The organism is Nonomuraea sp. NPDC059007, assembly GCF_042740555.1.
Taxonomy (GTDB): Bacteria; Actinomycetota; Actinomycetes; order Streptosporangiales; family Streptosporangiaceae; genus Nonomuraea.
The window spans coordinates 178861-191343 of record NZ_JBHYJD010000006.1; the positions used below are offsets into that span (position 1 = coordinate 178861).

The following is a 12483-nucleotide window of genomic DNA, read 5'->3' on the forward strand; positions in this document are numbered from 1 at the left end:
CGCTCTCAACGCAATTAACCCCCCGCCCTCATGCCGGTCAGCGCCCTGGTCAGGTCACGCGAGGACAGCCAGAGCTTGTACATGATCGCCACCTCGAAGACCAGCAGCAGCCCCGCCGCGGCCAGCGTGACCGGCACGACCAGCCCCAGCAGCGGCCCCACGATGAACACCGCCATCTGGAACTCGATGCCGCTCATCAGGTGCGTACGCACCCGGTGGTCGCGCAGCCAGTCGCGCGCCACCATGTACCAGGAGAAGCGGCTGCGGAAGCCGCGCTGCAGGTCGATCAGCTCCTCCGGCTCCACATGGTGCTCCTCGTCGTGCTCTTGGTCCGGGCCGCCGATCGCCTCGTCGAGCTGGCGGCGCATCGCGCGGCGGACCTTCGCCACCTGGAAGGCGTCGACGTAGCGCAGCATGTCGAGGAAGACCACCGCGATGCCGAGGATCAGGTAGAGGTCCTGCCCGGTCAGCCGGTACTGCCCCCACATGAGCGCCACGGCGCAGGCCAGCACCCGGATCCGGTCGAAGACGTAGTCGAGCCAGCCGCCGAAGACCGTCCCGGTCCCCTTGAGCCGCGCGATCTTGCCGTCCACGCAGTCCAGGACGAAGCTCAGGTGGTACAGGACCGCCCCGGCCGCCAGCCAGTTCCAGTCGCCCATGACGAAGCAGGCCGCCGACCCCAGCCCGAGCGCGAACGCCGCCCACGTGACCTGGTTCGGGGTGATCGAGGTGCGGTTGGCCGCGGCCACCACCAGCCGCCCCGCCAGCGGATCGACCAGGAACACCGTCCACCACGCGTCGCGCGGCTTGTACGTGCGCTCCCTGACCTCATTCAGCGTGAACACGATCGCTCTCCCAGTCCGGTTCCTCGTCCGTCCAGCCGATCTGCTGGTAGGCGGTGAAGGAGCTGACCTCCACGCTCTGGCCGTCGGCCAGCCGCCCCACGCCCTTGGTCTCGTTGGCCAGGGGGAAGCCGCTGTCCGGATCGACCACGAAGCGGGCGTCGCTGACCTGCCCCTCCGGCCGGTTGACCTGGTAGCGAAGCGCCTGTCCCGTACGGCCCAGCGGATCGGTCACCTCTCCCTCCGCCGTCATCCCGGGCAGCGAGGCCATCACCTGGTACGCGGAGGCGCGTACCTCAGGCGAGACCGGCAGCCCGGACAGGATCTCCATGCAGCTCTTGCGCAGCCGGGAATCCCGCTCCCGCGGGCTGACCGCGCCGATCTTCGCCTCCAGGTACGAGCGCAGCGGCGCCGCGCCCGCCGGGATCCTGCCGACCTCGTCCCAGTCGACCGGCTCCTTCGGCGCTCCGCCCACCCGCGCCCCCGGCGCCGACTGCACGGTCTCGCCCGCGCCGATGAAGCCCATGCCGGTGACGTCGTCCGGGTAGCGCCAGCTGACCGGCCCGCCCGCCGCCTGCCAGGCCAGCTTGTCCTTCTCCGAGGCCGGCCGGGCGCCCAGGTACTGGTTGAACGACCCGCTCCGCCCGCCAGCCGCCCGGGTCAGCCAGGTCTCGCTGGCCGAGTCGCGGCGCAGCACGTACCGGCGATCGGGGCTGACGATCAGCTTGCCGGTGACCGTGCGCGCCCGCCAGTAGTCGCCGGCCGAGGGCGTCCTGGCCATGGCCGTGGCCGCGGCGAGCAGGATCTGCCTGGCGGTCGGCGCGGTGGAGGCCGTGGTCGGGTCGGGGGTCAGCAGGACCAGGTCGTCCGAGGGCATGATGACCGCCACCCCCAGCGCCGTGGCCAGCGCGGCGGCGACCATGCCGGTACGCATCGGCGTGACCCATCTCCTGGGCCGGCGTGACAACGCGTCGCTCAGGCGCGCGCGGCCTTTGTCGGTCGTCTCCCGGGTGGGGCCCGGAGCGGAGAGCAGATCGCGCACCGCGGTCAGGTCGTCATCCATCGGTCCCTCCGATCATGGGATTGGTTCCGCCCAGGGCCGCGCGTAACTTCTTGCGAGCCCGGTTGAGGCGGGATCCGACGGTCCCGAAAGGAATGTCGAGCACCTGGGCGACCTCCTCGTAGCTGAGATCGGCCAGCGCGATGAGGAGCAGCACGTCGCGGTCCCCGTGGGACAGGCGTTCCAGCGCCGACGCGAGCCGCCCCTGTGCGTTCGCGGCGGCGACCCTCGTGGTCACGCTGTCCTCGGGGCCGTCGTCGGCCAACGCGTCCACCGGAGCGCGCTGGAAGGCGGCCAGCCGGCGGGTCTCACTCCTGCGGTGCTGGGCGAGGAGCTTGGTGGCGATCCCGTACAGCCACGGCCGTACGGCTCCGCGGGCTGCGTCGTAGGTCCGCCTCTTCCGGAAGGCGACGAGAAACGTCTCGGCGGCCAGGTCGTCGGCGATGTGCGGGCCGAGCCGGCCGGCGAGATAGCGGTAGATCTCGTCGAAGTACCGGTCGTAGAGCACCGCGAACACGTCCGGGCGGCGCCACGACTGCTCGATGAGTGCCGCGTCATCGACTGTCACAGGCACGTCCGGGGGAGCGGCCATTCGCATGGTGTCCCTTCTTTGGGTTACACCCGGTATTCCGCCGAAGCCCGGATTCGCCTTCACACTTTTTCGGGATATCTCCCACCAAGTTGCGTACAAGGTACCCAGTAACTTAGCCTGACCCCTAACCGCGTACAACGTACCCAGTATTGGAAGGGGCATCAGAATGGCGCACGAAGAGGTCCAGCGGATCCTGGACCAGGCTGTTGCCGAGGACGGCATCCCCGGCATCGTCGCCGAGGTCCACGACGCCGGTGAGACGTGGTTCGGCACCGCGGGAGTGGCCGACCTCGCCACCGGGCGGCGGCGGCAGCCCGGCGAGCACCTCCACATCGGCAGTTCCGGCAAGGCCTTCACCGCCGCCACCGTGCTGACCCTCGCGGCCGAAGGCAGGCTGAGCCTCGACGACCCGGTGAACACCTGGCTGCCCGGCGTCCTGGAGCCCGGCGGCTACGACGGCGGCAAGATCACCATCCGGCATCTCCTCAACCACACCGGCGGCCTGTTCCTCACCGGCCTCTCACCCGAACTGCAGCACAGCATGGTCACCCAGCCGACCCGCGTCTGGACCACCTCCGAACTGGTGAAGCTCGCGGTGTCCCAGCCGCCGGCCGGCCGGCCGGGCGAGCAGTTCGTCTACGCCAACGGCGGCTACTACCTGGCCGGCGCCATCATCGAGAAGGTCACCGGCAACACCTACGCCGCCGAAGTCGAACGCGCCGTCATGCGGCCGCTCGACCTGACCCACACCCACGTACGGCCCGCCGACGCCACCGGCTATCCCCACCCGCACCCCACGGCCTACCTCACCGGCGCACTCAAGGACGGCGTCGACCCCGCGACCCTCACCACCGAGAACTGGGCGTCAATGATCGACCACGACAAACCGCCCATCGACGTCACCGCGCTCAACACCTCATGGGGCTGGGCGGCCGGCGGCATCGTCTCCACCACAGAAGACCTGACCCGCTTCCTCCACGCGATCGCGACCGGCGGCCTGCTGCCACCGGCTCAGCACCGCGAGATGTGGACCATGGTCACCAACGACGGCGGCGTCGTCTGGCTGCCGCACGCCCGCTACGGCCTCGGCGTGATCGAGTTCGACAGCGCGGGCATGGACGGCCTGACCGTGCGCGGCGTCAGCGGCACCCTCCCGGGATCCTTCACCCTCGCGCTGAGCACCGACGACGGCCGGCGGAGCGTCGCCGTCCACACCAACATCGAGCCGGACACCATGGACCTCCCCATCAAGATCATCAAGGCGGTGTACGGCGTCGCCCTCGCCTGACCGTCGTTCGCGGACTAGCGGACTATCGGAGCGGCAGGTCGACGGCGAGGCGGAAGCCGACCGAGGGGGAACGGGTGAGCCCGGCGCCGAGCAGGAGCAGCTTGGCCGACACGCCGGCCGGTTGCGGGCCGCCGTCGAAGTACCAGTCGGAGCCTTCCGGGACGTAGGCGCTGCCGCCCTTGAGGATGCAGAACCGGGTACGCCCGTCGGTGTGCTCGCTCTCGGTGAGGTTCCACACGAGCGGCTCGCGGCGCTCCAGCAACCCCGCCTCCCCGGCGACCTGCCACTCGTCCTCGGTGGGAAGACGCGCTCCCGCCCAGGCGGCGTACGCGCGCGCGTCCTCCAGATCCACGTGGGTGGCGGGCGCGTCCGCGACGTCTCCGGCCAGGAACCGTTCGGGGCGGACCGGCCGGTAGCCGCTGGAGCGTACGAACTCCGCGTACTCCCCGGCGCTCACCTCCCTGACCCCGATGGCGAACCGCCCGAGCCGGACCGCCCGGCGCAGCGTGCCGGTGTGGTGCAGCCTGGGAGGCAGCGGCTTCCACTCATCGACGTAGGGCGCCTCGCCGTACAGGCCGGTCTCCCGCACGCGGTGGCGGACGGTCAGCTCGTACTCGCCCCCGCCCGCCTCCACCATCCCCGCCGGTACGGCTTCGCGAGGCGCGTACGGCTTCGCCATCCGCACAGCGGCCCTGGCCGGAAAGACATCATCCTCCGGCTCCCCGGCGTCCGGCGCCGACTGCACCTCGACACCCGGCGACACCTCGGCACCCCGCGGCACCTCGGCACCCCGCGGCACCTCGACACCCCGCGGCACCTCGACGCCCGGCGGCACCGGCATCACGGCCGCGACGCCGCCCGCCGGCAGCGGGCCGCCGATGTGGACGCCGCCGTCCGGGGCGGGGCTGACGGTCAGCGGCGTGCCCGTGGTCAGGTCGATCCAGCGGTGGCCGGGCCGATCGTCCGTGCTCAGCCAGGGCCCGTCGCAGGCCGCGCCGCGGTTGACGACCGTCCACAGCGGCACCCCCTCGTGGACCCAGCGGGAGCCGTACACCGTGGTGCCGGGGACGTGGTCGGCCAGCGGCGTCCAGTCCGGCGAGCCGAACCAGGCGGCGTGAGTCCGATGCACCCGGCGCATGCCGCGCAGCACCGCGCGGTCGCGGGCGTTCCAGCCGACCCAGACGCCGAAGACGTTCTCCCAGACGAGGATGCCGGCGCCGTTCAGCCAGGCGGAGTGCAGTTCGTCCAGATGGTCACGGTGCCAGCGCCGCGTGTGATGCGGCAGGTGCCCGCGCTCGAACCACTTGGCGCGCAGCACTCCGGGCACCGGCGAGTCGGCGAACCACTGGGCCCACGACATCTGGTGGTCGTGCACCCGGGCCAGCGGGATCCGCGACTCGCCCTCCATGACCAGTCCTGGCCGGATGGCGTCGAGCGCGGCGCGCAACTCCGGCCGGCCTTCCTTGGAGCTGTCGAGGAAGATGCCGTCGGCGCCGAGCCGCTCGGTGAGGTCCGCGATGTCGGCAGAGGTGTCGCCGGCCCAGGGGTAGTAGCTGAGATAGACCCGTACGCCGCGCCGCTGGAAGTCCGCGACGACTTCCCGCAGCTCGGGAATGTCGCGATAGAAGGCGAACTGGTCTCTGTCGTCGATCCCGATCACCGGGTAGGCGTGCCAGAGCAGCACGCCGTCGTACCCGCCGAAGTCCCGCTCGGCGGCATCGAGGAAGGCGTCCACGGTGAAGGTGCCGCGCGCGTGGTCGTACAGCGTCTCGTCCCACAGCCAGGCCACGCACACGCTGAAACGATCACGGTCGGACACCCGGTAGCGCTCGTCCGAGTAGCCGATCCGCTCCCGCGCCTGCTCCCGCCACTGCCCGATCCGCTCGCGCCACACCTCCCACAGCGCCGGATCGCCGGGTGCGGCGAAGATCTTCGCCTCGTCCAGCACCGACAGGTCGCTTCCCGCCGCCAGCGGTACCTCGGTCGGCAGGTCGATCGGCCTGGGCAGATACGGGTTGAACCCGGGGGATTTCATGAAGGCTCCCAAACGCCGTAAACGTTTACGGAACACCCTCGCACGGCCTGCCGCCCGAAACCAGCCCTTACTTCGTTGGGATCGCCCTCAATGAGACACGTTCGTGATTTATCCAACGAACACTCGTTTTGAGCGGATAAGTGGTTCGGTAAATCTCTTCCCCGGAACGGCACAGCGTCATCCCCCAAGGAGGACCAAGTGATCCGTGCGACGGTACGAATCCTGCGCGCCGCTGTCCGAGCTACCGGAGTGTCAGGCATGCTTGCCAAACTCGCCGGTATCCGCATGCGGCCCCGCTACACCCCACTGACCTCACACCCAGGGATATCCGTCCTCGTCAGCCGCGGGAAACGAGGACGCCTGAGCCTGATTCCCTCAATGGGGGAATATCCCGTCTACGACGATGTCATATATCACTTCATGACAAAGGACGAGAGAGGGAATGAGCCATTTCGTAAGGCTCTCAACCGGCTGGCGCCAGGACGCTCCGTACTGGACCTCGGCACCGGGCGTGACCTTCTCTGGGCTCGCCACGCCCTCCAGAGCGGCGCCAGGCGGGTGGTCGCGATCGAAGGGCAGGAAGACACAGCGCTGAAGGTCCGGAGGAAACTCACCAAGCTGGGCGTCGGCGACCGCATCGAACTCGTGGAAGGCTGGTCGACCGACATCGACCTCCAGGACCGGGTGGACGTCTGTGTCGCGGAGGTCATCGGGTGCATCGGCGGCTCGGAAGGGGCGGCCGCCGTGATCAGCGACGCCCGCCACCGGCACCTGAACGACTCCGGCATGATCATCCCCGCGCGCTGCGTCACCCTGACCGGTGCGATATGCATGCGCGACCTGATGCCCGCACCGGCCCTCGACCCCATCACCATGCACTACCTGGAGCGGACCCTGGACGTCATCGGCCACCCCTGCGACATGCGGATGGCCCTGCGCGGAGTCCGCCCGGACGACCTGCTCACCGGATCGGCCCCCGTCGAGACACTCGACTTCAGCACCGAACTCGACCCGACCGCGGAGGAGACGGCCGAGGTGATCGTGAAACGCCCGGGGCGCGTCGACGGGCTCCTGCTGTGGATCCGCCTGTGGGGACACGCCGACGACGAGCCCATCGACTCCCTGGCACAGGACCTGGGCTGGAACCCCGTCTACCTGCCCGCCTTCGCCCAACCCATCCCCGTCGAACAGGGCGACCGGCTGAACGTACGCTTCACCCGCACCCTCAGCGACGACCACGTCCACCCGGACTACTTCGCGACCGTCCGCCTGACGACCAGGCACGGGACCCACGAGGCGGAAGCGGAGTCCAGACACCACCCCCGCCAGTTCCGCGCCAACCCGTTCTACGCGACGCTCTTCTCCGATTCCAGGCACCGATCAGCTCACTGATCCCCTCAGACGGGGCCGAACTCCCGCCTGATCCCCTGACGCGCACCCGGCGGTACCACCACGACCGGTACCGCCGGAGCGTGACCAGTTTCCAGCGCACCCAGCGAAGGCAAGGCGATCATGTAAACGCGCGTTTCAACATGGGCTGCCTGGGGCGCCCACGCGACCGACGGCTCGCCCCTGGCGGCCGCGGGTGGGCCGGGCACACCGCCGGCGTCTCAAGCCGGCCTCACCTACATCTGGCGGCCGGGACGGGTGTCGAGGGGATCCAGGTTCTGCTTTTCGGGATAGCCAGGGGCCTTGTCGAAGCGGACGGTGCTGCCCTCACGGTTGAACCAGCCCTTGAACCGCCAGTTGATGAAGCCGCCGTCGCCGGGGTTCACGAGCGTCTCGGCGGTGTCGAAGATGTAGACGGAGTAGACATGGGCAGGAGCGACCTTCTTGCGGGTCTCGGGGTTGGTGGCGCCGAGCCCCCAGTGGCACAGCATCAGCTTGGCCGCCGGTTCGTTCTGGACGAGGCTGCCGCCCCAGTCGTGCTTCTTGAAGTAGGAGCTGCCGTTGCCCAGGCTGGGTGCGATGGTTTTGCCGTCGTAGCTGAGGCCCTGGTAGAGGACGGCGATGTTCCACCGTCCGCTGGAGGCCTTGTCCGCGGCGGTGAGGGCTTCCTCGGTGAACTTCTCGCGCCGGCCGTCCATCCTGGTCTCATCGACGATCATGGAGATGAGACCGCCGATCGCCTCTCCGGCGGTCATCGCTCCGTTGGAGCCGCCCCCGCCCTTGCCGTGTTTGCCGTTGGGGTTCCACTGGTTGGCAGCGGGGTTGACCGGCATGAACGGCGAACGCGCACGGCCCTCCTGGCACGGGTACTTGTCGTAGTCGGCGGCGGCCGAAGCCGGCGGCGCCGCCACGAGCATCGAGCCCGCCACCACGACGGCGGCTGCGAGTTTGCTGGTGATGGTCATGGATCATCTCCCTCGATCGGACACTGACCGGCAGACCGTAGCGACGGGGGATGGACAACCTGTGACCGATAGATAAATCCGACCACGACGTCGAATCAGCCAGGACGTCCCGCTCGTGTAACCATCACCTCTTCGGTGACTCCCCGCACGCGTTCGGGACGGGCGGTGACAGTTGGAGTGAGGACAACGCCGAGAAGAGGTCGTCGAAGGTGTGGAAGGAGTCGATGGCGCTTTCGTAGGCGTGGATACGTCGCCGATACTCGGCGATGATCGCTTCCCAGTCGTGTCGGTGGTCGCCGCCGGCGGCGACGAGGATCGAGTCGTAGGTTCCCAGATCGCAGCCGATGGTGATGTCGACGAAAACGTCTCCCGGGGCGAGCAGGGTCCCCATTTCAGGTGGCCGCTGTCCGCGTAGTGAATCGATAAGCCGGGTCTTGCGGTCGAGGTCGGTAAGGCCGAAGAGGTTCACGCTGCCGTAGGCGTCGGCCAGCGTGACGGTGGTCAAGGCTGTCAGCTCACGCAAATCCCGGACGGGGAACAGACCGGCCTCCCGCTGATGCGCGCGCTGCCAATCGCTGGGAGCCGGTCGAATGGGCAGCATATTGCGGGGGACAACGAACCCACGGTCGCGGGCGGGCCAGTCCGTCCGTTCGGCGTCGATTCCGTACTCCCAGCCGATGAGGTCGTAGTCCTGCCGCCCCTCATAATGGATCACCTCGTCGCGCGCCCAGGTCGGGACGGCGAAACGATGCCGTCCTGCCGTGAACGCCCAGGCCAGCCCGAGGTAGACCGCCACTTCTTCCTGGTTGTTGTTGTTCACGCCATAGCGGAAGAAGGGGTTGTGTCGCTCGTCGCTGGGATATTCGAGCTCGTAGAGACCAGGCCAGTGGCGTTCGATGACACCCTGCCCGAATTCGGCGATCAGCCGGGCAGAAGTAATGCCGTTGGCGTACTCGAAATCGAAGTCCAGGCGGCTCATGGTCACCACCCTAGGTTGGACGGGTGCCCGCCGTTCTGGGTTGTGTTCTTCCGGGCGGAAGCCGTACCCAGCAGACGAAAGCCCGCCGCGGACGCCTCCACCAGCTCGCTCGCTCCCGGGGTGTAGCCGTGCAGATCGCAGAAGAACATCCCACCCGCAAGCCAGCCCCGGGCCATCGCCTGATGGGCGGCAACCAGAGCCAGCGGGTCGGGTTCGGCAACGCGGGCCCGCTGAGCGACCAGGGCATGGCGCTCTGGCCGATCTTGACGGTCGTTGATAGGTTTCCTACAGGTGTGCCGGGAAGTCTGGTCGGCAATTTTCTTCCGTCTATCCCCGGAAAGGCGCCCGCCGTGCGCGCTCGCGACCTGCTCGCCGACTTCCCCACGGTCACCCTGGACACCGCGGTGATCGACGCCGCCCGGCTGCTGGCCGACCAAGATCTGCCCGGCCTGATCGTCGTGGATGACTCCGGCCTGCCGGCCAGCATCCTGCCCGGCACCCAGGTGCTGCGCCTGGCGGTCCCCGGCTACTGCCAAGACGATCCAGCTTTGGCGCGGGTGGTGGACGAAGCGCACGCCGACGCTCTGCTCGCCTCCATGACCGGCCGGACCGTACGCGAGGCGCTCCCCACCCGGGCCCGCGAGCTGCCGGTCACCGACTCGCAGGCCACCGCGCTGGAGCTGGCCGCGCTGATGGCCCGCACGCACAGCCCGCTGGTCGCGATCGTGGACGGGGACCGGCTGCTGGGCGCGGTCACCCTGCAGGCGCTCATGGACGGGCTGCTGGCCCAGTGACCGCACTGGCCTGGCTGTCGGTGGCGGTCTTTCTCGGCGCCTACGCGCTGATCGCCACCGAACGCATCCACCGGGTCGCCGCCGCGCTCGGCGGCGCCGGCCTGATGCTGCTCATCCACGCCAGCGACGCCGGTGCGGCGTTCTTCTCCGAGCAGAGCGGCATCGACTGGAACGTCATCTTCCTGCTGCTGGGCATGATGGTGATCGTCGGCGTGCTCAAGCAGACCGGCGTGTTCGAGTATCTGGCGATCTGGGCGGCCAAACGGGCGCGCGGCCGGCCGTACCGGCTGATGGTGCTGCTGGTGGTCATCACCGCCTCGGCCTCGGCGCTGCTGGACAACGTCACCACGGTGCTGCTGATCGCGCCGGTCACCTTCCTGGTGTGCCAGCGGCTGGCGCTGCCGGTGGTGCCGTACCTGATCGCCGAGGCGATGGCCTCCAACATCGGCGGCGCCGCCACCCTGGTCGGCGATCCGCCGAACATCATCATCGCCAGTCGCGGCGGATTGTCGTTCAACGACTTCCTCCTCCACATGGCGCCGATGGTCATCGTGCTGATGGTGGTGTTCGTCGCCCTGTGCCGGATCTTGTTCCGCCAGGTGTTCGTCTACGACCCGAAACGCGCCGCCGAGATCATGCGGCTGAACGAGCGGGAGGCGATCGCCGACCGCGCTCTGCTGTGGCAGAGCCTGGCCGTGCTGGGCCTGGTGATGGCGGCGTTCGTGCTGCATCCGGTGCTGCACTACGAGCCGTCGGTGGTGGCGATCTTGGGCGCCGGTCTGCTGGTGGCGGCCACCAAGGTGACCACGGAGCAGGCCATCGCCGAGGTGGAGTGGCCCACCTTGGTGTTCTTCATGGGCCTGTTCGTCATGGTCGGCGCGCTGGTCGAGACCGGTGTGATCGGCCAGGTCTCCCGCCTGGCCGTCGATGCCACCGCCGGCCAGCTCGGGCTGGCCACGATGGTGTTGCTGTGGGCCTCAGCCGGCCTGTCGGCGATCGTGGACAACATCCCCTACGTCGCCACCATGAGCCCGATCGTGGCCGAGCTCGTCCAAGCCTCGGGCGGCAACGACGGCGCTCAGGTGCTGTGGTGGGCGCTGGCCTTCGGCGCCGACCTGGGCGGCAACGCCACCGCCGTCGGCGCCGCCGCCAACGTCGTCGTCATCGGCATCGCCGCCCGCAACGGCACCCCGATCAGCTTCTGGACCTTCACCCGATACGGCCTGATCGTCGCCGTGGTCACCGTGGCCCTGGTCACCCCCTACCTGTGGCTGCGGTATCTATGAGCGACCTGGTAGCTCGACTCGGGCTGATCGTCCTGCTGCTCGTGCGCGCCGTGGTCTACCGCGGGCGTGATCGACGGTAGACCCCCGCCGGTCCAGCTCATGATCGGCTTTCCGTCAAGGAGGCGCCATGGTGACCGGTTCTCGCGCAGGCTTTCCCGAGCGCGCCACCACCCTCGCGCGCACGCCGGCCGGGCCGGTGGAATACCGGCTGCAGGGCCCGCTGGGCGGCCGGGTGGTGTTCCACGCCAGAGTGGAGGCCGGCACCTGGGCGGTCATGCGCTCACTGATCCGCCTGGCCCCGTCCCTGGCGCTACGCCTGCTGCTGCGTGAGCTGTCAGCGCTGCCCGCGCGCCAGGTCCTGGCGGGCCTGTCCCCTGCGGAGCGCGCCACGCTGGCGGGGTTGTTCACCAGGATGCGCTCGGGCAGCGGTTTCGTCGCCGACATGCTCCCCGTGCCCGACTGCGCCGCACAGGTCCACCAGCCCGTGCTGGTGATCGCCACCCGCCACGACCGGTCGGTGGCCTTCGCCCATGCCGAGTCCTTGGCGTCGGTCCTGCCGAACGCCGAACTGGTCGAAAGCCGGGCCGACAGCCACATGATCTGGTTCGGCCCCGACTATCCCCGCATCGCCACCAAGATCGGTGAATTCCTCACCCCAGGCTGAACGCTTGCCTGAACCTCAGGCATCAGCGGCGCTGCCGATGCCGGCGGTCCAGCAGGACGGGGAGCTCGGTCTCGTGCGCCTGCATGAACGGCAGAGCATCGAACACGCCGACTGTTCAGTAATTTCCGAAAATTCGGTATAGTTCGCTCATCGGCCTCCCGCGAGAGGTTCGATGGTGTGCCGGGAAGCCTGGTCGGCGATGTGCCCTCTCATCAGAGCCGACAGGAAGCAGATCCGGCCATGACCCTGCTCAGCCGTTTGTACGGCGTGCGCCCCGCCCCTGCCCACCGGGTGCGCGTGCGCCGCGACGTGGAGATCCCGGCCGCCGACGGTGTGCGGCTGCTGGCCACGCACTACTACCCGGCCGGTCAGCGCCGGCCGCCGCTGGTACTGCTGCGCAGCCCGTACGGGAGAGGCAACGTCCTGGACCGGCTGCCGGCGCTGCTGGCCGAGCGCGGCTACCAGGTGCATCCGCCTGCAGGTCTCCAGCGGCGCCCACCCGCGCTTCGGCCGCAACCCCGGCACCGGCGAACCGCTCGCGACCGGGACGAACCTGCGCTCTTCGGAGCACGAGATCTTCCATGACCAC

Annotated in this window: 12 protein-coding genes; 6 read left to right on the forward strand and 6 right to left on the reverse strand. The window is 69.2% G+C overall.

Features of this window, described 5'->3' with window-relative positions; translation table 11 throughout:
- Positions 1-14 precede the first annotated feature (14 nt).
- Genes ACFWY5_RS11965 through ACFWY5_RS11975 form a run of 3 tightly spaced genes read right to left on the reverse strand, consistent with a single transcriptional unit; the run spans position 15 to position 2470 of the window.
- A complete protein-coding gene (locus tag ACFWY5_RS11965; protein ID WP_379611162.1) occupies positions 15-845 on the reverse strand; it encodes a CDP-alcohol phosphatidyltransferase family protein in 831 nt (276 codons plus the stop codon).
- Positions 829-1905 carry a CU044_5270 family protein gene (locus ACFWY5_RS11970; protein WP_379631647.1) on the reverse strand — a complete coding sequence of 359 codons (1077 nt, stop codon included), beginning with the start codon at positions 1903-1905 and terminating at the stop codon, positions 829-831. Before ACFWY5_RS11970 ends, ACFWY5_RS11965 begins: the two co-directional genes overlap by 17 nt.
- Positions 1898-2470, reverse strand: a complete 573-nt coding sequence (locus ACFWY5_RS11975; protein WP_379611160.1) for an RNA polymerase sigma factor — start codon at positions 2468-2470, stop codon at positions 1898-1900. The genes ACFWY5_RS11970 and ACFWY5_RS11975 overlap by 8 nt, the downstream gene beginning before the upstream one ends.
- 190 nt (positions 2471-2660) lie before the next feature.
- On the opposite strand from ACFWY5_RS11975, the gene ACFWY5_RS11980 reads away from it, so the two are divergent.
- Positions 2661-3782, forward strand: a complete 1122-nt coding sequence (locus tag ACFWY5_RS11980) for a serine hydrolase domain-containing protein (RefSeq protein ID WP_379631649.1) — start codon at positions 2661-2663, stop codon at positions 3780-3782.
- 22 nt (positions 3783-3804) lie between these two features.
- Here ACFWY5_RS11980 and ACFWY5_RS11985 read toward each other — a convergent pair whose 3' ends face one another.
- On the reverse strand, positions 3805-5817 hold the full coding sequence (locus ACFWY5_RS11985) for an SUMF1/EgtB/PvdO family nonheme iron enzyme (RefSeq protein WP_379631651.1): 2013 nt from the start codon (positions 5815-5817) through the stop codon (positions 3805-3807).
- 420 nt (positions 5818-6237) lie between these two features.
- On the opposite strand from ACFWY5_RS11985, the gene ACFWY5_RS11990 reads away from it, so the two are divergent.
- Complete coding sequence (locus ACFWY5_RS11990; protein WP_379631653.1) at positions 6238-7209, forward strand: hypothetical protein; 972 nt, start codon at positions 6238-6240, stop codon at positions 7207-7209.
- Between the two features lie 233 nt (positions 7210-7442).
- On the opposite strand, the gene ACFWY5_RS11995 is transcribed toward ACFWY5_RS11990, so the two are convergent.
- Both ACFWY5_RS11995 and ACFWY5_RS12000 read right to left on the reverse strand, forming a co-directional pair.
- Positions 7443-8171: a hypothetical protein gene (locus tag ACFWY5_RS11995; RefSeq protein ID WP_379631655.1), complete on the reverse strand. Its 729-nt coding sequence runs from the start codon at positions 8169-8171 to the stop codon at positions 7443-7445.
- Positions 8172-8295: 124 nt separating this feature from the next.
- Positions 8296-9150, reverse strand: a complete 855-nt coding sequence (locus tag ACFWY5_RS12000; protein ID WP_379631657.1) for a hypothetical protein — start codon at positions 9148-9150, stop codon at positions 8296-8298.
- A gap of 350 nt (positions 9151-9500) precedes the next feature.
- On the opposite strand from ACFWY5_RS12000, the gene ACFWY5_RS12005 reads away from it, so the two are divergent.
- The 4 genes from ACFWY5_RS12005 (at position 9501) to ACFWY5_RS12020 (ending at position 12479) form a co-directional block, all read left to right on the forward strand.
- Positions 9501-9944: a CBS domain-containing protein gene (locus ACFWY5_RS12005; protein WP_379631659.1), complete on the forward strand. Its 444-nt coding sequence runs from the start codon at positions 9501-9503 to the stop codon at positions 9942-9944.
- A complete protein-coding gene (locus tag ACFWY5_RS12010) occupies positions 9941-11230 on the forward strand; it encodes an ArsB/NhaD family transporter (RefSeq protein WP_379631661.1) in 1290 nt (429 codons plus the stop codon). Before ACFWY5_RS12005 ends, ACFWY5_RS12010 begins: the two co-directional genes overlap by 4 nt.
- A gap of 127 nt (positions 11231-11357) precedes the next feature.
- Positions 11358-11894: an alpha/beta fold hydrolase gene (locus tag ACFWY5_RS12015; RefSeq protein WP_379631663.1), complete on the forward strand. Its 537-nt coding sequence runs from the start codon at positions 11358-11360 to the stop codon at positions 11892-11894.
- 240 nt (positions 11895-12134) lie between these two features.
- Complete coding sequence (locus ACFWY5_RS12020; RefSeq protein WP_379631665.1) at positions 12135-12479, forward strand: CocE/NonD family hydrolase; 345 nt, start codon at positions 12135-12137, stop codon at positions 12477-12479.
- Positions 12480-12483 lie beyond the last annotated feature (4 nt).